The 24,016-nt window shown below is 61.2% G+C and carries 16 protein-coding genes and 1 pseudogene; 9 read left to right on the plus strand and 8 right to left on the minus strand.

Going from position 1 to position 24,016, the window contains the following annotated elements:
- Positions 1-291: 291 nt before the first annotated feature.
- The 5 genes from KIH73_RS04190 to KIH73_RS04210 form a co-directional block, all read right to left on the minus strand.
- Positions 292-1,236 (minus strand): 5'-nucleotidase, encoded by a 945-nt coding sequence (locus KIH73_RS04190; protein WP_219080921.1) that lies wholly within the window; start codon positions 1,234-1,236, stop codon positions 292-294.
- A 70-nt stretch (positions 1,237-1,306) separates the two neighbouring features.
- On the minus strand, positions 1,307-2,320 hold the full coding sequence (gene rfbB, locus KIH73_RS04195) for a dTDP-glucose 4,6-dehydratase (protein ID WP_219080923.1): 1,014 nt from the start codon (positions 2,318-2,320) through the stop codon (positions 1,307-1,309).
- A gap of 69 nt (positions 2,321-2,389) precedes the next feature.
- A complete protein-coding gene (locus KIH73_RS04200; protein WP_219080925.1) occupies positions 2,390-4,222 on the minus strand; it encodes a DUF4012 domain-containing protein in 1,833 nt (610 codons plus the stop codon).
- Between the two features lie 341 nt (positions 4,223-4,563).
- Positions 4,564-6,078 (minus strand): sugar transferase, encoded by a 1,515-nt coding sequence (locus tag KIH73_RS04205; RefSeq protein WP_236022574.1) that lies wholly within the window; start codon positions 6,076-6,078, stop codon positions 4,564-4,566.
- A 731-nt stretch (positions 6,079-6,809) separates the two neighbouring features.
- On the minus strand, positions 6,810-8,438 hold the full coding sequence (locus tag KIH73_RS04210) for a hypothetical protein (protein WP_219080927.1): 1,629 nt from the start codon (positions 8,436-8,438) through the stop codon (positions 6,810-6,812).
- Between the two features lie 100 nt (positions 8,439-8,538).
- Here KIH73_RS04210 and KIH73_RS04215 point away from each other — a divergent pair, with 100 nt between their 5' ends.
- Positions 8,539-9,165 carry a hypothetical protein gene (locus KIH73_RS04215; protein ID WP_219080929.1) on the plus strand — a complete coding sequence of 209 codons (627 nt, stop codon included), beginning with the start codon at positions 8,539-8,541 and terminating at the stop codon, positions 9,163-9,165.
- A gap of 1,418 nt (positions 9,166-10,583) precedes the next feature.
- Here KIH73_RS04215 and KIH73_RS04220 read toward each other — a convergent pair.
- The gene (locus KIH73_RS04220) at positions 10,584-12,017 is read right to left on the minus strand and encodes a tyrosine-protein kinase domain-containing protein (protein WP_219081051.1); all 1,434 of its coding nucleotides are present in this window, start codon (positions 12,015-12,017) and stop codon (positions 10,584-10,586) included.
- 361 nt (positions 12,018-12,378) lie between these two features.
- Between KIH73_RS04220 and KIH73_RS04225 the strand changes: the two genes are divergently transcribed.
- A complete protein-coding gene (locus tag KIH73_RS04225) occupies positions 12,379-14,817 on the plus strand; it encodes a hypothetical protein (protein ID WP_219080931.1) in 2,439 nt (812 codons plus the stop codon).
- Between the two features lie 214 nt (positions 14,818-15,031).
- On the opposite strand, the gene KIH73_RS04230 is transcribed toward KIH73_RS04225, so the two are convergent.
- The gene (locus tag KIH73_RS04230; RefSeq protein ID WP_219080933.1) at positions 15,032-15,211 is read right to left on the minus strand and encodes a YjzC family protein; all 180 of its coding nucleotides are present in this window, start codon (positions 15,209-15,211) and stop codon (positions 15,032-15,034) included.
- A 299-nt stretch (positions 15,212-15,510) separates the two neighbouring features.
- Here KIH73_RS04230 and KIH73_RS04235 point away from each other — a divergent pair, with 299 nt between their 5' ends.
- From KIH73_RS04235 to KIH73_RS10850, 7 genes and pseudogenes are all read left to right on the plus strand, one after another.
- Entirely contained in the window at positions 15,511-16,572 is a 1,062-nt protein-coding gene (locus KIH73_RS04235; RefSeq protein WP_219080935.1) for an AAA family ATPase, read from the plus strand.
- Entirely contained in the window at positions 16,565-18,844 is a 2,280-nt protein-coding gene (locus KIH73_RS04240) for a S8 family peptidase (RefSeq protein ID WP_219080938.1), read from the plus strand. Before KIH73_RS04235 ends, KIH73_RS04240 begins: the two co-directional genes overlap by 8 nt.
- Before the next feature lie 62 nt (positions 18,845-18,906).
- Complete coding sequence (locus KIH73_RS04245) at positions 18,907-19,602, plus strand: Ntn hydrolase family protein (protein ID WP_219080940.1); 696 nt, start codon at positions 18,907-18,909, stop codon at positions 19,600-19,602.
- A gap of 70 nt (positions 19,603-19,672) precedes the next feature.
- Complete coding sequence (locus KIH73_RS04250) at positions 19,673-20,143, plus strand: Abi family protein (protein ID WP_338023955.1); 471 nt, start codon at positions 19,673-19,675, stop codon at positions 20,141-20,143.
- A gap of 492 nt (positions 20,144-20,635) precedes the next feature.
- Entirely contained in the window at positions 20,636-20,905 is a 270-nt protein-coding gene (locus tag KIH73_RS04255; RefSeq protein ID WP_219080942.1) for a hypothetical protein, read from the plus strand.
- Positions 20,906-21,445: 540 nt separating this feature from the next.
- Positions 21,446-23,146: an ATP-dependent nuclease gene (locus KIH73_RS04260; RefSeq protein ID WP_219080944.1), complete on the plus strand. Its 1,701-nt coding sequence runs from the start codon at positions 21,446-21,448 to the stop codon at positions 23,144-23,146.
- 346 nt (positions 23,147-23,492) lie between these two features.
- A pseudogene (locus tag KIH73_RS10850) lies at positions 23,493-23,543 on the plus strand (hypothetical protein); the annotation flags it as partial.
- 2 nt (positions 23,544-23,545) lie between these two features.
- Here the strand turns inward: KIH73_RS10850 and KIH73_RS10855 are convergent.
- Complete coding sequence (locus KIH73_RS10855; protein WP_236022588.1) at positions 23,546-23,749, minus strand: hypothetical protein; 204 nt, start codon at positions 23,747-23,749, stop codon at positions 23,546-23,548.
- Positions 23,750-24,016: the final 267 nt, after the last annotated feature.

Below are 24,016 nucleotides of genomic sequence, written 5' to 3' on the forward strand. Positions count from 1 at the left end.
CCTCGGCTTCACCAACCTCGGCAACTACATCACCAGAAGCCTCCTGCACGCCGGAGGATTCAGACAAACCATACGGGAACGAATCTCACAACCATGAACCCGACACACACGAAAACCGGAAGAGCCGGCATACGACTCGCACTCATACCCTTTGGTGCGTTCGTGTATAGCAACTGTCAAGGTATGCACGGGCACACCCATCGCTCGCACGTTCCACGAAGGCATCGCTTCCACTATGCGGAACAATATCTGAAATCACAACGCACCCTCCGTGTCTCTGCAATATTGCCGCTACCGCAGATCCGCAACCCCAAACGGAATATGCACCGACGGGATATGCAACTTGAATCCGTCGAGGTTCGCCATCTGGTCGTCGAAGAAAATATGCGGCCGCAGCTTGTTCAGCACAGGCGCCTTGTCCAACCCGCCCAAAAAGAACGCATCGTCGACCGTCAACCCCCACTGTTCCAGAGTGCGGATCGCCCGCTTATGAGCCGGCGCATTCCTCGCCGTCACCAATGAGACCCGCAACGACGGCTTCTCCGCCATATCGCTGCGCCGCTCCGCCTCCTGCAACTGGTTGATGCCGGCCAGAAGACGCCGCAGCGGGCCGCTTTCCAGCGGCTGGTCCGCGTGTAGACGCTCATATTCGGCATAACGGCTCAACGCGGTCGCCGAGTCCTCTTCCTCCATCTCCCGGTACACGCGTTCCGAGGAATCCCCGGCAAGCACCCCATCGAAATCGAATGCGACCCTCAGCTCATTGCCGTCGTCCTCGAAATCCTGGGCATACGGCAGCACGCACCCGGCGGGCAGCCCCTCCGACACGGCGGCATTGACGTCGTCCACATTGGCGGTGAGGAACAACGACATGTTGAACACGTCCATATAGGCGAACGTCGACATGCCGCTGCGGAACACGGCGCGGGTGATATCCAAGCCGTAGTGTTCGATGCTGTTCATCACCCGCAGACCGGTCTTCGGACTGTTCCGGGAAAGCACAATGACCTCGACGCCATACCGTCCGTCGTCGAACAACGTGTTGAACCGCAACAGCCGCGAAATGAACGGGAACGCGACACCCGGCCGCAGCGGCTCGTCCACACGGTCGTTCTGGTACGCCTCGTACGCCGCCACGCCCTGTTGACGGAAGATCTCGTCGCTCTGGGCCAGGTCGAACAGGGCGCTCGACGCCACACCGATTACCAGCGCCTTCTCACGCAACAAATCCGACATGATGCCACCCGCCTTCCGATACGGTACGTACAGTGTGGCACAACATCACCGACGGCGCCAACCTCTAAGGTCACTGTCCTTGGGCTTTGTAGCGGGCCTCGGTGGCTTCCTTGGCCGTCTCCCACCAGCCACGGTTCTCCGTGTACCAGCGGATAGTGTCCCGCAGGCCGGATGCGAAGTCCGTGTGCGACGGGGTCCAGCCCAGCTCGGTGCGTAGTTTCGTCGCGTCGATCGCGTACCGGCGGTCATGACCCGGACGATCATTCACATGGTCGAAGTCATCGGGATCCCGGCCCATCATCTCGAGGATCATCCGCAATACGGCGATGTTGTTCCTCTCCCCGTCCGCGCCGATCAGGTAGGTCTCCCCGATGCGCCCCCGGGTCAGGATCGTCCACACGGCGCTGGAATGGTCCTCGGTGTGGATCCAGTCGCGCACGTTCAACCCCTCCCCGTACAGCTTCGGGCGCACGCCCGTCAGGATGTTCGTGATCTGACGCGGGATGAACTTCTCCACATGCTGGAACGGACCGTAGTTGTTGCTGCAGTTCGAAATCGTGGTCCTGAGACCGTAGGTGCGGGTCCAGGCGCGCACCAGCAGGTCAGATGCCGCCTTCGTCGACGAATACGGCGACGAGGGATGATACGGGGTGGACTCGGTGAACCTGGCCGGATCGTCCAACGCCAGGTCACCGTACACCTCGTCCGTGCTGATGTGATGATACCGGACCCCGTACTTGCGGGTCGCCTCGAGCAGGCGGAACGTGCCCTCCACGTTCGTCCGCAGGAACGGCTCCGGATCCGCGATCGAATTGTCGTTATGCGACTCCGCCGCATAATGCACGATCGCATCATGACCCGGCACCAACCGATCCAGCAGGTCCGCGTCGCAGACGTCGCCCACCACCAGCTCCACCCGATCCGACGGCAGACCCGCGATATTCTCCGGATTGCCCGCATACGTAAGCTTATCCAACACCGTCACATGCACACCCGGATGGTTGTCGACCACGTAATGCACGAAATTACTGCCGATGAACCCACAGCCACCAGTCACAATAATGTTTCCAGGAATATTGTTCATCGGACAATCCTTTCTGTCGTACGCATCGGGATGCCGAAGCATGTTTGCGCCGACGCCGCTCCGCCCGAATCACTGCGCGATGGCGCAGGCATCGGTATTGTACGTGATGCCCGTATCAAGCCATCCGGCGGGAGTCTGGTCGACCTTCAGATCGTTTTGAGCATTGGCGGATGTCGTGACATCGAAATCGAACGTCACAGTCGCTCCGGGCTCCAAATAGGCAACGTTGGTCAGCAGAGACTTGCCGTCCATGGTTTTCTCCGACTGGTCGCGAACATCGCCCGTCGACTGGAAATTCGAGATCGATCCGCCGGCCGGAGCGTAGAACAGCATGCGCTGCACCGAGGTTCCGGGCTCCATGACGTAATCGCTGCCGACCGACGCCTGCTCGGGCCCCAGAATGTATTCCGTAGCGCTCCACAGTTCTTCCGACGTCATCGTGTTGGTGATGGTATACGTCACGTGGTAGGTCTGCGATCCATCATCGTTGCAGGACGTGCGGGTGACGGTTCCGCCGCGCTGCAGATACCAGCCCATCTTGGAGCCGTGCTGCTCGTTCAGGTAGATGCCGACCTCCGGTTCCTCCTCGCTTTCGGGCGCGTTCTTCGCGAATCCGGCGCCCTGGAAGTACTCGGCCTCGTCCTCGTGGAACGTGTAGGCGTAGAAGTGCCGGCTTTCGGCCAAGGAGCCCATCGTCTGCGCGATCTGCATCATCTTGTCCATCGTCATGTTCGAGAACGCGCCGTCCATCACCGCGGAGGCGACATATTCGAAGTAGGCGTCCTGATACGCGGGAGCGAACTCCTTGTAGATGGTGTTCAGCATAAATTCGGCGGTGTTGTCGCCGGTCAGCACGCTCCCGTTGTCAAGCGTGATGTCGCCGTTGATGCGCACCATCTCCTGGATGAAGACCGGATCGATGGCGATGACGCCGTCGATGTCGCAGGCGTACTGCGAGCGCTGCCATACGGTATTCAGCATCTCGGCGACACGGGAAAAATCCGGCGCCGCGAACAAATCGCGGACGTCCATCGAGAATCTCAGCGGGCTGCTGAATACGTCATGCTCCTCGGCAGTGGCGCTTTCACCGAGCGGAATAAATTCAGTGTTCGAATGGAACTCCCCCACCGAAATCGTCCCGTTATCCACCTGCATCGTACCCAGCGAACCGACCAGACCGCCGCCGGAGCGCTGCTCGGAGGTCGTCTGCGCGACCAGCAGGTAGGTCCGCGGGCCGTCCTGCCCCAGCAGCTTCGGCATCGCCTGCACCATGCCGCTGACCTGGTCGAGCATGTCGGCGACCTTGTTGATCTGTTCCTTGCCCTGCTCGTAGGCGGAACGCACCATGCCGATGTGCGGCTGCGGCAGCGCGTTGATCGTGTCCGCCTGCTGCTGCACCAGCTCGTTGGCCTGCGCGAACCCGCTCTGCGCGTCCACGATCGGCTGCAGGTTGAGCTGGCCCTCCCCCTCGCCGCTCAGGCCGGAGTTCATCAGCGTCTGCACGGTGCCCGCCAGCGACGGGAGCGTCTCGCCGACCAGGCCGTCGACCACGTCGACCATGCCGCGCACGGCGGTGACGTCGTCGCCGAGCACCGGCACGTAGGAGGCCACCTGCCACAGCGTGCCGTCGGTGATCTCCTTGGCTGCGGAGGCGTGGGTCTGCGCCTGCCCGATCGCGGCGTTCATCGTGTCGGCGTCGCGCAGCTGGCTGATGTCCTGCAGACCGGAGACGGCCTCGACGGCGGCGAGCTCGTGGTCGCGCACGTCCATCGCCTGCCGGTAGAACCGCCACGCGCAGAACCCGCCGACGGCGCCGAACACCACCAGCACGCCGAGCACCGCCAGAACGACGTTGCGCACCGCATGGGATCGCCTGCGTGCGCCGTGCATATGTCTCGCCATGACATCTCCTGTTCACCCCAAGCGGCGCATCCCATCTGTCTACGGACCGCACGCCGCGCCTTCCGGACACCCCCACGTACCGACGCGCGGACGACCGTGTTGCCGACTTTCCATGGTGGCACAGCGAACCGTGCCGCCGCAAGCGAACGACCGATTTCTCCACACACTCTTGCCCACCGCCGGCGGCCGCCGCGTCCTACCCCCGTCGCCGCGCAGGCATGCCGGCGGCGCCGCACATGGACCAGCCCAACCCCGACGACACGCAGGCAGGAGCGCACCGACGGAAACGCACCGACGGCGGGACGGCGCGCATCGACAGGCTCCGCCGCACGCAAAACCGGTCAGTACGACCCGGTCCCGCGGAACACCACCATCACGGTCTTCGCCAGAATCGCCAGGTCGCCGGTGATCGACCAGTTCTCGATGTACGAGACGTCGAGGAACTCGCTCTGTTCCTGCGACAGGTCGGAGCGTCCGGAGACCTGCCACGGGCCGGTGATGCCGGGCTTGACGAGCAGGCGCGTCGAGTACAGAGAGCCGTAGCGCGCCACCTCGTCGGGCAGCGCCGGGCGCGGGCCGACCAGCGACATGTCGCCCTTGAACACGTTGAAGAACTGCGGGAACTCGTCCAGCGAGGTCTTGCGGATGAACTTGCCGACCTTGGTGATGCGCGGGTCGTCCTTGAGCTTGAAGATGAAGCGGTCGGTCTGGCCGCGCTCCGCGGCGAGCTTCGCCTTGATCTCCTCGGCGTTCGTGACCATCGAGCGGAACTTGTACATCGTGAACGGCTTGCCGTGGATGCCCACGCGCGTCTGCTTGAACAGCACCGGACCGCCGTCGTCGAGCTTGATGGCTATGGCGACGCCGAGCATGATCGGCGAGCTGACGACCAGCGCCACGGCCGACAGCACCACGTCGACGACCCGCTTGATCGCGTACGTGGTCGCGCGGTACTGCGGCAGGCTGGCGATCAGCACCGGCTGCTCGACCGAGTTGCGCAGATACAGCCGGTGGCCGCCGATGTCGGCCAGCGACACCGAGATCGCCAGCTCGATGCCCAGCGACTCGATGGCCAGCGACATGGCGTGCAGCAGCTTCGAGTCGCGGGTGAGCACATCGGCGATGTACACCTCCTGCACGCCCATGCGTTCGATGGTGCGCGCGAACCGGGAGCCGAAGTTCAGCACGCGCAGCTCGTCGGCGCCCTCGATGTCCGGGTCCGGCACGAAGTTCGTGACGACGTAGGCGTCGTCCTCGCTGGGGTCCGGGGCGATCGGGCACACGGCGACCGGCACGTAGCCGAGCGAGCTGTTGCGCCGCATCAGCCGCAGCGTCTTGTTGATGCCCTCCGACGAGCCGACGACCACGGTCGTGTACTTGCATTCGCCGCGGCGGCGATGGCGGTGCAGCAGGCAGCGCATCATCCAGCGGGCGAGCAGCTCGCATACCAGCCCGACCAGCGGCGCGACGATCAGCGCGGTGCGCGGCAGCCGCAGGTCCAGCATGAACGCCACGCAGCTCGCCAGCACGATCGTGAAGATCGCCGCGTTGATGAGCTTGGTGTACAGCTCGTAACCCTCGGCCATCACATGCCGGTGGTACGCGCCGGCGAAGACCAGGCACAGCAGCCCGACCACGCAGTACGACAGCAGGAACAGCCAGACCGGCATGACCTGCGTCACCGTGTCGTAGGCCCCCGGGTTGAACGCGAAGCAGATCGCCAGCGACACCAGCATCACCAGCACGTCCACCGCCACCAGGGCGGCGACGTACAGGTACCGCCACAGCGGCCGGCGGCGGATGGACCGGAACACCGACTGATCGGTCTCCGGGAACGGCGTGTTCGCGAACGTCATCGGCTCGTGGCGGTCGGCGGTTTCAGCGGCTCCGTCGGCAACCCCGGCGGCCCCGGCGGCGCCGGAAACCCCCGCAGGCGATACCCCCGTAACCCCCTCTACGGCAGACGGTTTATTTGCGTCACCCGCGTCCCCCATAGCGACGTCGCCGGCGCCCTGCGCATGCAGCAGCCCCCTACGCTCGCGCACGCGCCGCTCGCGCGCCGACGACGTCATACGGACGCCAACAGGAAGCTCCTGCGTGCGGAGCTCCTGCCCTTCTCTCTCAGTACCCATAACCCCTCCGCCCTCCCTCCCCAAGCTTTACCCGCACCAGCATAAAACGAATAGGGGGGGGGGGCTGTCAAATTTTTGCAGCGGTTCCTACGTTCACTTACTATACCCCCTCGCGGCGCGACAACCCCATACTGCCCACTTCAAGCGGCGTCGCCCATGTCATAAAACGGCGAGAATCCGCCACATACGAGGGCATGCACGCCGCCCGGACATCCTTGATCCGGAGTGCCGACGCGCGGCGGCGGACATCCTTCGTCCAAGACGACGCCGCATGCCGGGCAGGCCGCCTCCGTCCGGAGCGCCGCGCACGACGGACGAATCATCCCGGTCCGGAACGCCGCCAACGCTGCGGACGGGCCATCTGCCCGGAGCGCCGCGCACGACGGGCGCGGGGCGGATACGACGATGCCGCCCCACCGGGCGGTCCGGCGGACGCGGCATGCGATATCGCGGGTTTACTCGCCTTCCGACAGTACCCCCGCGTCGCCCTGCGAGCTTTCGCCGGTACCGGTCTGGCCGCCGGCGTTCGGATCCGCCGGGGTGTCCGCGCCGCCGTCCGACGGCGGGACGGTGCCGGTATCGACACCCGCGCCACCGTTGTCGCCGCCGGTGCCCGTGTTGGTACCGTTACCGGTACCGGTGCCCGTGCCAGTCCCGGTTCCGGTGCCGCCCGTCCCGGTGCCGCCGGTGCCCGCCCCGCCGCCGGTGTTGCCGTAGTTGTAGCCGTACCCGTAGTCGTAGTACCCGTTGTCGGTGGTCGTGTTCTGCTGCGCGTTCTGCGCCGACAGTTCCTCCATCGACGCGTTCACGCCGTCGCTGGCCGTCTGCAACGCGGTCTGCGCGTTCTGCAGGGCCGTCAGATCGGGGTTGTCCTGCTGCAGCAGCTCGTTCGCCGCGTTGATCGCCTCCTCCAACGTGACGCGGGTGGCGTTGTCGGCCACGGCCCACAGGCTGTTATTCAGCAGGGTCTGCGCGTCGTTGACGGCGGTCTGCAGCGCGTCACGGGCGCTGGTCGTGTCGGCGGCGGTCTTCGCGTCGCGGCTGTCGGCCACGGCCTTGGCGGCGGCGACGACCTTATCGGCGCTGTCGGTGAGCTGCTGCGCCAGGTCCCGGTTCGTCTCGGCGTGGCGCTGCAGGTCCGCGGCGGACAGCGACGTGCCGCAGGCGGCGGCCTCGTCGATGGCGTTCGCCTCGTCGACGGCGTCGCTCAGCGCGCTTACGGTGGCGGCGTCCGCGACCTGGTCGACGGTGATCGCCTGCTCGTCCTGCGTGTCGGCGAGCGCCTGGTCGAGCGCGTCCCGGGCCGTGTTGTACTCCTCGGACGCGCCGGTGCACGCGGACAGCGCCGCGGTACGGTCCGCGTCGCTTTCGCGGTTGCGCCACAGCAGCACGCCGCCGACGGCCACGGCCGCGACCAGCACCACGACGACGATCGCGATGGCCACGGGTTTGAGCGACCGCTTCTTGGGCTGCCCGGATTCCTCGGACGTTTCGGATTCCCCGGACTTCCCGGGCTCGCCCGATTCCTTGGTCTGCGGTTCGGCGCCCTGGGCGCCCTGCGCGGCGGCCGGCATGGCCTCGGTGGGCGCCTCGCCGCTGATGACGCTGTCGAAGTCCAGCGCCGGCATGGGCGCGAAGGCGACGGTCTCCTGCGCGGCGGGGCCGCTTTCCGGGAAGAGTCGCGTGCCGTCGAGCACCGAGGTCTCCTGCGCGGGTTCGGTCGGCGCGATGGGGATTGTGGCGGATGTGGTCTGGTCGGGGCCGGGCGTGCCGGTGCCAGTGTCGATTGCAGTGCTGATGTCGGAGGCGGTGCCGCTGCCGGTTGCGGCGACGGCTGCGTCGGCGCCGGACGCTCCGCCGAGCGCGGCACCGGCCACGCTGCCAGCTGCGCCGCCAGTTGCGCCGTCGGTCACGCCACCGGCGCCGATGATCGCGGTGCGTTCCCCCGCCGCGGAGGCGTCGGTCATCGCCATGGTCGTCTCGCCGGCGGACGGCAGCGGCGTGCCGAGCACCGCGGTGCCCACGTCGGCGTCGGCGTCCGAGGTCTGATCGGCGAGGTTCGACGCGTTCCGGGAGGCGATCACCCGGGTCTGCGCGCTTGAGGGTACGCCCTTGGGCGCCGCGTGGCGCGGGCCATCCGTGGGCTCGTCGCTGGGGTCGGGCGCGGGGAATTCGATGGGCGGGATGTCCCAGAACGTGTCGACAACGTCGCCGTTCTTGACCCTGGGGACCGGCGGTTTCGGCGGCTTGCCGGCGTTGGCCGCCGCGCGCTGCAGGATGTCGACCGTTGCTTCGGCCGGTTCGTCCGATGCGGCTGACGTGGCCGATGTATCCGATGTGTCTGACGCGGACGGGAACAGCGGAGGCTTGGGCGCGGCGGATTCCGCGGGGGTGTCGGCGTCGGCGTTCGTGCCGGTCGCCGAGGAGGTCGATGCCGCGGGCGACGCGACGCTCGGCGCGCCCGCCGCGCTCACCGTATCCGCAGCGCCGGACGTATCCGGGAATACCGTCGCATTCGAAGGCGCAATCGGTTCCGCGGTGTTCGGTGCGCTCGGGAATGCATCCACGCTCGGCTCGGCAACCGGTTCCGCGCCATCGGAGGAATCGGGCATGCTCGGGAATGCCGGTACGCCCGAGGGGGCGTTGGCGTTCGCTGCCTCCGCCGCCCCCGACGTGTCAGAAACCCCCGGGAACCCCGCGGCCCCCGTATCGCCGGCGGCGGTGGTCGCCGATTGCGCCGGCTCGCCGTTCTTGCCGGCGGAGTCCGCCGATGGGTCGGAAGCGGATCGAGCGCCGGCCGTCATCGGCTGATTCGGCGGCATTGGAAAGCTCAAATCCATATCGATATCGGAGTGGCTGCCATCGCTCATCGTCAGACCGTCCCTCTCATACGCGTCTTACATGCTCTCTGAGGAATAGTGTAATAATTTCGGCGACGAACCCCCATCCGATGCCGCGTTACAGTGCCCATGGGGGCATATTCATATGAAATATTCACATCCCGGAGGGGGCGTCTGCCGCCGATTCGGTGACCGCTCCGGCGCGGCGCGAGGCATCATTCGCACCCCGACCAGGGCCGCAACGAGGTGATGGTCACGGCCCGGTACGGGGACGTTCACGGCCCGAGGACTGGACCGAGTTCAGGCGGGCTCGACCCACACCGCGTAATCACGAACCACGCTATATGGCTTATATGTAGCGGATTCGAAGACTTGCAGACACCCATCTGCGCTAGGTGAGGCATCTTTCCCGGAAGACCGCGAGTATGAATGGCGGTATTCCGCGCCCGATACTCGGGCTATGGCGCCCCGGATGCCCCACGTAATGGAGATAGGTGTCTGCAGGCCCCTAAATCCGCTACAGCTAATCAAGGAACACCTCCCACAGGCAGCAACGGGCAGCGCCGCGCGCCTCCCGGCTGCCTCTGAAGCCCCGCGAGCGGAAGCGCTCCACGTCCGGGCCACAGAATGCCCACCGAAAGCACCGACCGCCATCCAAAGCGCAGAGCACCCAGCTAAATCACAGAACGCCCTCAGACCGCGGAATGCATCAAATCGCCCATCCCATCCCACCCAAGCCAGATACGCCGTCCCAAAGCAAATTGCCCCATCACCCAGCACACAATGTGCGTTGACAACAGCGAACCGTACCGTACCAACCCGCATCATGCCGCACCCATTGACACCGACACGACGCGCACAATGTGCATTGCGCAGCGTCGGACTATACCGCGTCGGGCCGCAGCACTCCACGCCCATCGACGTCAGCGCGACATACACAATGTGCGCCATGCGACAGCGAACCGTACCGTACCGAACCGCACCATTCCGCGCCAGTGGCGCGGAATGGACACCGGCACGATACGCACAATGTGCGCAGGGTTACAGCGACCCGCAACCCCTAGCGCCCGAATTGATCGCCCCTCCGATGCTCTATCGACCGTCGCCTCGACTGCCCGCGGACCGTCCCTCAATTGCCCTATCGTCCATCTCCCTCGATTGCCCTATTGGTCATCCCCAACGCCCTATCGACCATACCCCGATCGTTCTATCGGCCATCTCCTCCGATGCCTTATCGACCGCTCCTCCGACGTCCCTCGATTGGCCTATTGCCCGTCCCTCGACTGCGCCATCGGCCACCTCATTGACGCCCTCGGCCCCAAACAACAATGCGGTGCCCGGGCATTGCTCGCCCGGGCACCGCATCGCATGCCGTCATACGCCGTTCGGCTACTGGCGGCGCTTGTTGTTCTTGCCGCCCTTGCGCTTGGTGTTGCTGCGCTTGGTGCCGTCCTCGTAATAGTAGTAGTAATAGTTGCCGGCGTGGCTCTTCTTCGGGTCCGCGAAGGTGAAGATGAAGCCGAGCACGGGGACGCTTGCGGTCTTCAGCGTCTCGGCGGTCTCCTGCAGGTCCTTCTTCTCGGTGATGCCCTTGCCGGTGACCAGCACGATGCCGTTGGCGAGGCGGCCGAACACGACGCCGTCGTTCGACACGCTCATCGGCGCGGTGTCGACGATCACGTAGTCGTACTGGGTGAGCGCCTGGCGGATCAGCGCCTCCATCGTGTCGGAGTTGAGCAGGATGCTCGCGTTCGCCGGGCGCTTGCCGGCGGGCAGGATGTGGAAGTTCGGCTTCCAGTAGCTCTGCACCACGTCCTTCGGGGTCATCTGCCCGGAGAGCACGTGCGCGAGGCCGGCGTGGCCCTCGATGCCCAGGTGGTGCGCGACGGACGGGTGGCGCAGGTCGGCGTCGATGAGCAGCACCTTCGCGCCGTCCTCGGCCAGCGCGGCGGCCACGTTCACGGAGGTGGTCGTCTTGCCCTCGGACGGGGAGACCGAGCTGATGACGATCAGCTGGCCCTCGCCGGCGACGCGGTCGGTCTTCAGGAACGAGATGTTGGTGCGCACGCGGCGGTATTCCTCGGCGATCGGACCGCCCGGCTGGGCGATGACGACCGGCTGCTGCTCCAGCAGGATCTGGTCGTCCGGGATGCTGCCGATCGCGGAGGATCCGAGGATGCCGCGGACGTCGGAGGTCGTGTCGATGCGGGTGTTGAGCATCTCGCGGACGATCGCGAAGCCGATGCCCAGGATGATGCCGACGACCAGGCCGGCGGCCAGGTAGAGCGGCACGTTCGGCGAGCTCTGGCCCTCCGGCAGCGCGGCCTGCTGCACGACGGACAGCGACACCGGCGCCTGGTCCTCGCTCACCGTGTTCATCGAGGTGGAGACCTGCTCGCTCAGGCTGTCCGCCACGGCGTTGGCGAGCTGCTGGGAGAGCGCGGGGTCCTCGGTTTCGGCGGTGATGTCGACCATGAAGGTGCCGTCCGGGTTGCTCGCGGTGATCAGCTCGGCGGTCTCGGCGACCGTGGTGTCCAGGCCGAGGTCGTCGATGACCGGCTCCAGCACGGCTTCGGTCTTGACCAGCTGCGGGTAGGTGGCGATCTGCGTATTGATGTAGGAGCCGATCGAGCTGTACTGCGAGGCGTTGGCGTTGTCGCTGATCGCGCCCTGGCCGGACATGGCCAGCAGCTCGGCCGTCGCCTCATACTTCTTCGGCGCCAGGAACGTATAGGCCGCCACGGCGGCGAACACCACCACGCACACGACGATCGCGGAGACGATGTGCTTCCGGATCATCTGCAGCAGTTCCCCTAAGGTGATCCCCTCTTCTTGTTCCATCTGATTCTGATCCATCAAGAATCCAATCTCTCGTCATACGACATGACACAATATGGAAAGCATGCTAGCAGGGGGGCAGGATGTGGGGATGGGCCCGGCGGCGAGACGGGGTGCCCACCTCTATATATGGTCCGGCTACGGGCGCGGCGACCGGGCCGCCCGGCGCGGCGCGGCGGTCGGGAGGCCGCACTCCCCCATGCCCTGCCTCGACCCGTCGCGCACATTGTGCATATGGGCGCTTGCGCGCACCCCTTCGCCGACCCCCTTTCCCTGTCCGTTGTATCGTTGAATCAATGAGCGAATAACCATTCGACATCGATCGACCTGTGCGGAAAGGGCCATCATGCAGTTGCCTAGCGAATCGGCGGTGACGCTGCGGGACGACTGGGACGTCAACGACCTGGCCTCGTACCTGCGCCGGTCGCAGCGCAGCCGCATCACGGTGGTGGTCTCCGTGCCGCAGCGGCAGGCCAAACCGCCCGTCGACGCCGACGAGCTCAAGCGACGGCTGGGCGCCAGGGCCGACGTGGTGGTCGTTCCGACCGCGCTGACGTACAAGCTGACCGACGCCCTGGGCCGTACAGGGTCGGTGTTCGGCGGCGCGGCCCGCATGTACCCGTGCGACGACGGATGGCTGGCGGACCGGTACCGGACCGAGCTGATCCAGCCGAAGGGCTCGCCGAACTCGATGCTCGGCGCGATCGAGCAGGCCGTGGCCCACGAGCTGCGTCGCATGGACGAGCGCGAACGGCGGCGTCGCAAGGCGACGACGGCATCGGCGCATACTGTTCCGGCGAGCGTGTCATCCGCCGCCCATACGCAGGCGACCGCACAGTCGTCGACGGCACGCCCCGCTCCCGCCGGGACCGGGATCACGGGAGCCGGCGGAGCGGAGGACGCCGGGACGGGAGCCGCCGAAACGATGCCCGCCGAAACCGGGGCCGCAAACACGGGAACCACAGAGGCCGGAACCGCCGGAACCGGCAAGGGCAAGGGCAAAGGCAGGGCCAAGATCTCCCGAAAGGCGCGGAAGGCCGCCGACAGGATCGGAAAGACCTCCCCCGCCACCGTCCCCGCGGGCGCCCCCATCCAGCTGGGCCTGCCGCAAAACGGCGCCGGCGTGTTCATCGCGGACACCGCGGCCCGCGCGGCCACGCTGGCCGGGTACCTGTGCTCCCCGCAGTCGTCGATGCCGGTCGTCATCGCCACCCGCAACGTGGGCATGGCCACGGCGCTGGCGGACACCGAGGAGCTGGCGAAGATGCTGCGCGGCGCGGCCCACGTGGTCGACGTGATCGGCTCCGACGCGACGTCCGAGCTCAACGCCCGCATGCCCAAGGGCGTGCAGACCTTCGGCAACGCCTGCCGCGTGATCCCCGCCGGGGCGGACTGGGTCAAGCACGGCGGCGTGAAGCTGTTCTGGGGCTGGACGATGGGCGACCGCGGGCGGATCACCGACGCGGTGCTGCAGGAGGCCGCGCGGCTGAGCTTCAGCAACTCGTATTCCACCAACATGGCCGCCGGCTCCAAACGCGCCGTGTCGGGCACGGTGATGGGCAGCCCGGCCGAGGGGCGCGTGCTGGTCAGCCTGGGGCGGGGGCTGTACGCCACGATCCTGACCACGCTGGTGACCAAGGACGTGCCCGGCGACCGGCTGTTCACCAAGGGCATGGCGGTGACCGGCCTGTTCGACGAGGACTCCCGGCGCCTGGACCTGACCGCGCCGCGGCCGCGTGAGGCGCGCGAGGCGCTGGCCGGATACGCCAGCGGCATGGTCGTGCCGGCGCGGGTGACGGCGGTGCGCAGGGACTCGTGCACGCTGGAGCTGTTCCCCGGGGCCGTGGTGGAGGTGCCGGCCGAGGACGCCGGGCTCGGCGCCGACCTGCGCTGGGAGCTGACCGTGGGCGCCGTGGTGCCGGTCGCCGTCATCGAGCGCGACGACGGCGAGGACGCGTGGTCCGACGTCGATACGAAGGGGAACGTCCGGCTGCACTGGCTGATGTCGCTGCTCGACGCGGACGGCACGGTCAGCCCCGCGCCGAGCTACTTCCCGGGCGGTCCGGCGTGGATCGCGATACCGGACGCCTCCGAGGCGGCCGTGCGCCAGCCGGAGCAGCGCGAGCTGGCGACCGTCGACGAGCGGCAGCTGGCCGCGCTGATCCCCGACAGCGCCGACACCGCGTCGGCCCAGCGCATCCGCGACCTGTACGCCCAGCTCGTGCAGACCCGGCAGGAGCTCGTGGCCGCGGAACGCCAGCGCGACGTCACCGCGGCGCAGCTCGAGCGGGCCAAGCAGCGCGCGCTGGAGCAGCGGCGCAGCATGCGGCAGCAGTCCAGGCACCGGAGCGCGGCGGGCGTGGACCTGCAGGGGCGCTTCGCCGACCCGCGCCAGCAGCTCGACTTCGAGGTGTATATGGCGTGGGTGACGCGCATCCCGGCCGCAGAGAAGGCGGACAAGCCGTTCAAGCGGGACTGGGCGTACGGGCCGGACTTCTTCGCGAGCCTGGAGGCGGTGCAGGGCGTGGACCGCGAGAAGGTGGCGCACGTGATGCTCGAGGTGGTGCTCGGGCTCGACCGCGAGCTGGCCAGCCGCGGCCTGCACCAGCTGCGCACCGGCGAGGGCGGCGGCGACCCCAAGCGCCGCACGGCCGCCGGCGACACGTATTGGCGCGTGTACCTGCAGACCAACACGCCGAGCGCGCGGCGGCTGCACTATGTGCGCAGGGCCGACGGGTCGGTGGTGTTCACGCGGGTGGGGCTGCATGATGATTTCAGGGGGTGAGGGTGTCTGGCGTCAATTATTCGAGCGCGAGCAGCGCTCAACATGCATGTGCGCCTCGAGGTTTGCCCCGAAGCGCACATTGCGGTGCCCCACGTCGGCTGACCGATCTCGTTGCGTGGCATCGCCGATACACGAAGCGGGAATAAGCGCGGAAGCGTAACGAGCGTTGCCATCGCTCATACAGCCGTCGCACAGCCAGGAGAATCGGTCTATCTCACCTCAACGGACCGCGATACTGCCACCGATGTCCGTTTTCCTGCGTGGACGGAAGCCTGTCACCGGGATCAATGTGCACGCTGCGTGCATCACGAACCGCGCCTCCACGCGGACCGACTTCCACATATACTCCGCTACGACGATTGTCTTCGCCGGGCTTATAAATATCGCCGTTCATCAGCGACTCCTTCCTGTTAAGGAGCCCCTTCCAGCATCAGACGGCCTTCTGGCCGCTTCTGCGGTAGACTTGCGATGTCGTTCCCATGAATGACTCGCGAGTCTCGGAGCTCGCGCCGGACTCCGGCCTGTTGCCGCAGGTCGGAGTTTTTTATTTTGCCCTCTTTCGGGTCCAGACACAGAATCTATCACAAGAAACGATATGAGACAAGTTTTACTGAAATTGAGACACAGTTGTCGCAACATAGGTGTAGCGTTGAACCAACGCGAAACACGACAACGCCAGGAGGCATCGCGGCCATGAAGAAACGGGATGTAATAAACCTCATCCGCTACCACACCGAAAACAATGATGCGGCTTTCCGTAACGAGGCATACAACATTGCCAAAGACTTCGATCGCTCCGGAGACGAACAACTCGCGGCCTACGTCATTGCCCTGCTGTCGGACGCCAATACATTCGTGCCGCAATCCATGGGCTCATCGCCCCAATCCGATTTCCTCGTCAAACGCCCCGTCGTGAAGTCGGCACTGCCGTTACCGGAAGTCATTACGAACGACATCCAGGGCGTTCTGAATGCAGTCGGGCGCAACGTCGGCATTCACCGATTCCTGTTCCACGGCCCGGCCGGCACCGGGAAAACCGAATCGGTCAAGCAAATTGCGGCTATATTGCAACGAGAACTCTACGTTGTCGATTTCAGTTCGGTCGTCGACAGTCGTCTCGGGCAAACCGCAAAGAACATCGCAAAACTGTTCGACGAAATCAACAGCTTTACGCAACCGGATCGCGTGGTGGTGCTGTTCGACGAAATCGACGCCCTTGCATTGGACCGCGTCGATTCCCATGACGTTCGGGAAATGGGCAGGGCCACATCCGCGATGTTGCGTCAACTGGATGATCTGTCGGAACAGATCATCCTGTTTGCTACAACCAACCTGTTCGCCAAATTCGACAAAGCGTTTGTTCGACGATTCGATGCGATTATCGATTTCGGCAGATATACGTACGACGACCTTGCCGACGTGGCGGAAAGCATCATGAACGACTACGCGGGGCAATTCTCATTCATCGGTAAAAACATACGTTTGTTCAGAAAAATCCTGAACATCGCGGAACGGTTACCCTACCCCGGCGAGATGAAAAACCTCATCCGCTCGTCCATCGCGTTCAGCAAGCCGAACGACGAGTACGACTATCTGCGACGGCTCTACATTGCGCTGGTCCCCGATGGGGCATCGGCCGTCCAGAACATCCACACGCTTTATGGACAGGGCTTTACGCTACGCGAGGTGGAAATCCTTACCGGCGTGTCACGCAGCACCATCGCTCGGGAAGTAAAGGCAGGCAACAATGAATAACACGCTACGACTCAAGGGCAAGTTCCAGACCGCAAAAGCCCAACGCCCCGGCGCGCCCACGTTACCAGCGCACGCGCGCGTCACTACCGACGACGTGGAGGCCAAAATCTCGCAACTTCAACAAGTACGGGATTTCTGGAACAAGCAAAACATGCCGGTCAACCCATTGGTCGAAGTGCATTACATCACCGTAGTAGCAAAGAGCAACCGCATTAAGCGTTTGCTGTCGGAACACGGACGCATGCCAAACGATTCCATCGTCGGCGCCGATTTCGAGACGATCGACGGACGTCAGCGTCATGTCATCACCCACTATGTGACCATGTCAGCCATTGAATCTGCCATCGCCGACCTCAACGCGTGCAAAACAATATTGGAACGCCATGGAGGTGCCATCAACTCCGAAGAATTGTCTGCATTGACGGGAAAAGGGCTCGACAAGGCCGACGCTCGTGCCGGGCTCAGCAAAACGTCCTTTGCTCAGATTCTTCGTGACGTGCACTATGTCGCACGATTCGACGTCAAGACCCATGTTAAAGACGAAACAGAACGCTCTCTGGTCACCATATATGACACCGGACGCAATAGCACGGAAACTGTGGCGTTGCTGAATTCCCTAGGGGTGGACGTGATTTCCGCAAGCCTGCTTGACTCCACCACAATCAATATGACCCCGGACCAGTACCGTAAACTCTCCCAGTCCGCTCCCTATCTGATTGCCATGTCGCTGAGCGATATCTCACAGTTGGCCCTCGAAAGCGATTTCCCCACAGACGAATACACCCCGACCATCCCTGCCCCAGGCAGCGAACCGATCATCGGCGTCATAGACACACGGTTCGACAAGCGCAACGCCTACTTCACCGACTGGGTCGACTATCACGACGAAATCGATCCAGAGCTGGGTGATGAGCCTGAAGATTATGTGCACGGCACGGAGGTCACGTCGATTATCGTCGATGGCCCCACACTGAATCCTTCACTTGATGACGGTTGCGGACGGTTCCGCGTCCGTCATTTCGCTGTCGCCCGCAACGGCCGGAACAGCTCCTTCGCCATCATCAAATCAATACGGGATATCGTCACCACGCACCGCGACATCACGGTTTGGAACTTGAGCCTTGGTTCAGCGTTAGAAACCTCGGAGAATACCATTTCTCCTGAAGCCGCGATACTGGACAAACTGCAGAACGACTACGGTGTCATTTTCATCGTCGCAGGCACCAACAAAACAGCAACGGATAATCCGAACAAACCCAAACGAATCGGAGCTCCGGCGGACTCCATCAACTCGCTGGTCGTCAACGCCACTTCGATATTGAACGAACCCGCACGCTACACAAGGGAAGGTCCGGCACTGCGTTTCTTCCGTAAACCGGATATCTCCTGCTTCGGAGGCGATACCAACGGGCGCATGGCGGTATATGGCCCGAACGGAATCGCGCTTAGTGATGGGACATCGTTCGCCGCTCCATGGATCGCACGGAAAATGGCATACTTGATTCACATCATGAATCTTTCCAGGGAAACCGCCAAGGCTTTGCTTATTGACGCAGCGTCAGGATGGACGGCGGCAACCGCGAACGATACCAAACTTGGCTATGGCATCGTGCCGACACGTATCGAGGACATACTGACCACGCCGTCCAACGAGATACGTTTCATTCTCGAAGGCACCATCAACGCCTTCGAAACATCCAACTACCGCATTCCGGTTCCGTTCACGAACGGAAAATACCCGTATATGGTGCGAGCGACGCTCTGTTATTTCCCGCAATGTGACAAGAACCAAGGCGTTGATTACACCAGCACGGAACTGGATTTCCACTTCGGCCGTATGAAGAAGGGCGGCATCAATTCTCTGGACAACAACGTACAAGGTGATCCAGCAGCCTATACCTACGAAGAAGATGGCCGTCGTCTCTATCGCAAATGGGACAACATCAAGCATGTCAGCGACGTCGAAAAAAGTCGTTTCCGCCCCCGTATCGTTCAGAGCATACCGTATTGGGGATTCAAAATCCGCAAAGTCGAACGATTCGACCCGAGGATTGACGAAAACGGCGTCGCGGAGCCAAACGCGGGCGACGGATTGCACTTTGGCATCGTAGTGACCCTGCGAGGCATGGACGGTCGCAATCGTTTCGATGAATTCAAGCGAAACTGCCAACTGCAGGAAGAGCCTTGGATCGTTGAGGAAATCGATATGAACACCAATGTCGAGTTGTATCGCGAAGCGGATGTCAACATTGATTTCGAAGATGATGAGTAATACACAATACGCTCAACGCTAATCTTCTTCGCGAAAGTTCCCATCAAAGTTAAGGAAATCAAATGACTTTTATCATTGCCGTACATGTCAATGAAGGAATTGTCTTGGCAAGCGATCGGCGTACAACATATTCTCGATATATCACACACGACAGCACGATTGAAAACTACGTAGGAATACACGTAACAAATTCTACGGATAAGACTTTTTTATGTCCAAATGGTGCAGGCATATCAATTTGCGGAGATGCCTCTTTTTTAAACAAGCCAATTACAGGTTTTATCCAAGATATGATTCGAACAAAAATAAAATCTGAGACCAAAGTTTCAGATATTCCACAAACAATAATAGATTACTTTAAAGAAAGTGATACACCTAACACAACGTTCCTTATTGCAGGATATTCATCAGAACAACAATTAATTTACAAATTAAATTTATCAACAAACGAAGTAGCAAGCATTGACACATCAGCCCCTGGAGCCGTCTGGGACGGTGAAGTATCTACATTAACACGGCTGATTCAACCTCTTGCTATAAAATCAGATTCTGGAATATATCAAGATTTACCCAATGAAGAAATACTGTGGAATTACTTTACGTTGCAAGATGCCGTTGACTTTGCCAGATTCGCTGTTGAAACAACCATTCAAACCATGCGGTTTAAAAATGTTATTGAAACAGTTGGAGGGGCCGTAGACATTCTTGTCATCACTCCAGATGCAACGAAATGGCTGCAAAAAGAATCATTGCATTAGATGAGTTCTTGAATCCAACAGGACCGAACATAATGGCAGGCACGCCGGAAAAGCGTATATCCGGCATTGCATCAACGACCACAATGGGCAGGTTCCGCTATGGGTGCTGGCCAACGATCTGTCGCTTGGCCAAATCGTATGGCTCTTCCAAATCTCGGCGCCGCAGGTACGTTTGGCAGTGGCCGAAAGCTTTACGGACTTATATGCGGATACACACGACACACCCCGCAAAATCACCATTAAACGACTCAATACCATCTATAGCCGATTGGTGTTCTTCAGAAACCTATGCGCACATGATGAACGCTGCTATTGCGCCCATGCCAACGAACGCTTCAACGAGTCCGTGTTCCAGGCGGTCAATGACTTGTCATACCTGCTTGACCAAGAGTCATACATTGCGTTCCGGCATCAGTTCTACGAGCTGTTGCGGCGAATGGCAATCGCGTTGCCGGACCAGTACTGCCAAATGTTCAAGGCCATCGGCGTCACCGACCAGAGCGCGATCGACGACATCGTCGGCCGGCTTCCTATGCAATGACGCATCCTCGCGTCCCTCTGACGCTTCTGCTGCCGCGATAGCCGGGACGATTCCCGTTGCCCGGTCAAAAGCAAACACCGGCAAGCAGCATATTGAGACCTCAGCGATTCGTATGTCCTTGGTTACATGGCGAATGTCTAGATAATCAGCACGCTCAATGGATGCCCAGCATTCCCGTATCGTTTCGACTGCGTCACGATAAGCAGTGCTGCCCATATCGCTCCCTCATCCCGGCTATCGGGAATAACCCGAATTCTCCGACACGATTGACACCAAGTGTTTCGATAACGCGTTTGCCGTAGCGTTTTATGCCTCTTCCGCCTGCCGATAAGCACCGAATGGTTGCGCGTTGGGGCTGAGGCGTGAAAAAGGCATAAGAGGCATGCTCCGTCGTCTGAGTGCGATTTCAGTCGCCGAACGATCAATCGCAGTTGGAAAGAGGCGACGGGGTAGTAACAGAATGTTGGACCCCTTGAGTGGGAAGAAATCGTTGTGGCGAGGTATTCGAGGGAGCAGCGCAGGTGTGCGGCGGAGTTGTACGAGCAGTACGGGCAGGGTGCCGCGGACGTGATCCGCGAACTGGGGTATCTCAGCCGCGAGGTGCTGGCGGTACGGATCGACGAGCTGGCTCCGGGTGAGCGCGTGATCAAACGAAGTCCGGTGGCGGACGAGGTCAAGCGTACGGCGGTGGCGCAGCTGGCCGTGGGCGGCGTGACGTCGCGCGAGGTCGCAGCGGGATGGGCGTGGAGGCGTCGGCCGTGAGAAACCGGAAACGTCAACTGCTGCGCGAGCCGGCCTAAAACAACAACTCGACTAAAAACACGCTCTCCGCGCCCCTCGTCCCGACTCCGCCCCGCTTGGGCGAGCAGGCGGCGGGCCGCGCTCCTGCCGACCCCGAGCGTCTCGCACATCCTGTCCAGGATGACGTCCCTCTGCTTCTTCGACGCTTTCACGCACTCGTCCCTGAACCTCAGGGTGATCTGCCGCTTCACTGCCATGCTGATTCCGTTTCCCACGAGACCAGCCAAAACAAACCAACCCGGTTTCACGCTCACTCTTGATGAGGCGCCACTACGCAATTGCACTCAAAAACGTGAAGCACGTCGATCAGTCAGCTTAGTCGGTTGTCGACCTGTAGAATCTGTCTTGGCATGGTTCGTCGCCTTCCGCACTCGCGATTTTGAGTTTGACGGCTGAATCACACCGCGGTGACGGGCTATGCTCTGCCCAAGCCCAATCAAAGTACACAAACCATCGGACGCGTTAGACTTAAATCAACAAATCTACTATAGGCGGTCCATAATGGAGAAAGAAATAATAGAAGAGAAAGCCGGCGGCTACATCTCGAAAGTTCATTTCAATGATGACACAATTCTAGATACACAAAGAAACAGCATCGTGGTTTTTGTCGGTCCGAACAATGCAGGCAAAAGCCAAGCTCTACGAGATATCTTCGCCATCTGCAAAAACAAAGTCCCAAGCATTGTTGTTTCCGACATTGAAATTATCAAAAACACGCAACCAATCGAAGATCTTTTAGATTCGATATCGACAAGAATTGAACATGGATCGTATGCAACTTACGATATTCTCAATGGTACGGTGAACGTAGATAAGTACACTGATAGACATTTTCAAGAGTCAGAATATTTCAGAGATTTCCGCGATCTGCTTGTCGCCAATTTAGATACCTCGGCGCGATTAACCATCTGCAACGCAGCAGGGAGCATCACCAGGCGCGACCCGAAAAGACATCCGATTCACTATGCGGCTTTTGAGAGTAAATACCGGAAATGGCTTTCGGATAATTTCAAGAAAGCTTTTGGAGTGGGAATAACCCCCAATATACTGTACGGAGCGTCGATTCCCCTTTGCGTCGGAGAACCAATCCGACTCAATGGCACATATGAAGACGAACAAGAACGTCAGGAGGAATACGCTGAGCGTCTCGCCCTTTGCGATCAAGTTCAGAACCAAGGCGACGGCGTAAAGAGTTTCACCGGGATACTACTTTACTTGATGCTCGATTACTTCTGCACTTTTTTGATTGACGAGCCCGAATCTTTTCTCCATCCGCCTCAAGCTCGAATCATGGGCCAAATCATCGGCGAGTCTCTTGCCGACAATCAACAAGCTTTTATCTCAACACATAGTGAAGATATAATTCAAGGCCTTGTCGAAACATGCCCCGACAGGGTCTCAATAGTTCGTATCACCCGAAGCGGAAACACGAATCATTTCTCTATCCTCAGCAGTCAAAATCTTCAAGACATTTGGAATGACTCTCTTCTGAGACACTCGAACATAATGTCCAGCCTCTTCCACAAGTCGGTAGTACTTTGCGAGAGCGACTCAGATTGTAAAATGTACTCTCTCGTCGAAAATCAACTCAAAAAAGAAGGAGGCTCATACTCTGAAACGCTGTTCATACACTGTGGAGGGAAGCACCGCATTGCAAAGGTGGTGTCTGCATTGCGATCCCTTGATATAGACGTAAAAGCTATCGTTGACATTGACGTGCTCAATAACAAGCAGGTATTGCAAGGAATCCTTCACTCTTTCGGAATCGATTGGAACGATATCGAATCAGACTACAATAAAATCGTTTCCAATCTCCACAGTCCAAACGAATCAATTGACCGATCTTCAGCTAGGACAAATGTCAATGCCATTTTTGATGACAACAGATCGAAATATTTAACTAAATCTGAGATTGACAGAATACGCACCATAATTAGTACAACTTCAAAATGGACCTCCATTAAAAATGGCGGTGCACAAGCTCTCCCTTCGGGAGCCGCAACGCAAGGTTTTAACAACATTGATTCGAATCTAAGACAACATGGGATATATATTGTTCCCGTTGGTGAACTCGAGTGTTTCATAAAAGAGGTAGGCGGTCATGGCCCCGACTGGGTCAACAAGGTGCTCGAAGCTTATCCCGATCTAGAAGATGCGATATATACACCGATTCGACAATTCGTTTCCTCGATGAACCTGTAACAACTCGTTGAGGAAATGGTCTTAATGCTATTTAGGATTGTCGTGCATGGCAGTAAGTCGCAGAGGTTTGTGTTATCCGGGATGGGGTTGGGGGCTGCTGACGTTTTCTTAGAGACTGAGCGGGAGGATTGTTGCTGTGTTCAGTCGCGAGAAATGCGAGCGGGCGGTCGAGCCGTATTTTACGACGTCGATGTCCACGAAACAGGTTGTGGAGCACTTGGGGGATCCGACCAGACAGTGTCTGGAGCGGTGGCTGCGTGCCAATCCACGGTATACCGACGACGTTCCCAAATCTCCCATACCGTTGGAGACGCGACGTCGCGCGGTGGAGCGGTGCCTGTTCGGCATGCAGCAGAAGCAGGCGGCCGCAGAACTTGGCGTCAGCACAAGCGCGGTGCATCATTGGATGAGACCATACCGCGCCGGCGGAATAGCGGCGCTGGAGCCGAAACGGAGGGACGCCATGCTGCAGGCCGGAACCGATAGCGAGCCGTTGGGCGACAATCCGGATGAGCTGCGCCTGCCGAACAGGGAGAAGTCGATGCCGGTCAACCAGCTGAGGTCGAGGTATTCACTGAAGTCGATGGTCTCCTTGCCACGCATCGCGCCCAGCAGCTACCATTACCGTCACACGAGAAAGGGGTCGATAAGTACTGGGCCCTGCACCGCCGATTCGCGGACGTGTTCCGCGAATCGAGGGGCCGATACGAGTATCGGCGGGTCAAGGCGGCGCTGAGCACTGGGACGTCGGAGAAGATCATCCGCAGAATCATGCGCGAGGACGGGCCAGTCGCCCATGTTCCCGGACGGAGACGCTACAGGAGAGGTCATGCCCGCGCCGGACAATCTGGTCGGCCGGGACGCCGCCGA

Origin of the sequence: Bifidobacterium phasiani, assembly GCF_019331775.1 — a bacterium.
GTDB lineage: Bacteria > Actinomycetota > Actinomycetes > Actinomycetales > Bifidobacteriaceae > Bifidobacterium > Bifidobacterium phasiani.

Excerpts from the sequence above, each read along its gene's own strand:
- KIH73_RS04260 (WP_219080944.1), top strand. The coding sequence starts at position 21,446 with ATGGAGAAAGAAATAATAGAAGAGAAAGCCGGCGGCTACATCTCGAAA.
- KIH73_RS10855 (WP_236022588.1), bottom strand. The coding sequence starts at position 23,749 with ATGCGTGGCAAGGAGACCATCGACTTCAGTGAATACCTCGACCTCAGC.
- KIH73_RS04240 (WP_219080938.1), top strand. The coding sequence starts at position 16,565 with ATGAATAACACGCTACGACTCAAGGGCAAGTTCCAGACCGCAAAAGCC.
- rfbB (WP_219080923.1), bottom strand. The coding sequence starts at position 2,320 with ATGAACAATATTCCTGGAAACATTATTGTGACTGGTGGCTGTGGGTTC.
- KIH73_RS04190 (WP_219080921.1), bottom strand. The coding sequence starts at position 1,236 with ATGTCGGATTTGTTGCGTGAGAAGGCGCTGGTAATCGGTGTGGCGTCG.
- KIH73_RS04215 (WP_219080929.1), top strand. The coding sequence starts at position 8,539 with ATGTCCCAGAACGTGTCGACAACGTCGCCGTTCTTGACCCTGGGGACC.
- KIH73_RS04235 (WP_219080935.1), top strand. The coding sequence starts at position 15,511 with ATGAAGAAACGGGATGTAATAAACCTCATCCGCTACCACACCGAAAAC.
- KIH73_RS04245 (WP_219080940.1), top strand. The coding sequence starts at position 18,907 with ATGACTTTTATCATTGCCGTACATGTCAATGAAGGAATTGTCTTGGCA.
- KIH73_RS04205 (WP_236022574.1), bottom strand. The coding sequence starts at position 6,078 with ATGACGTTCGCGAACACGCCGTTCCCGGAGACCGATCAGTCGGTGTTC.
- KIH73_RS04200 (WP_219080925.1), bottom strand. The coding sequence starts at position 4,222 with ATGGCGAGACATATGCACGGCGCACGCAGGCGATCCCATGCGGTGCGC.
- KIH73_RS04225 (WP_219080931.1), top strand. The coding sequence starts at position 12,379 with ATGCAGTTGCCTAGCGAATCGGCGGTGACGCTGCGGGACGACTGGGAC.
- KIH73_RS04230 (WP_219080933.1), bottom strand. The coding sequence starts at position 15,211 with ATGAACGGCGATATTTATAAGCCCGGCGAAGACAATCGTCGTAGCGGA.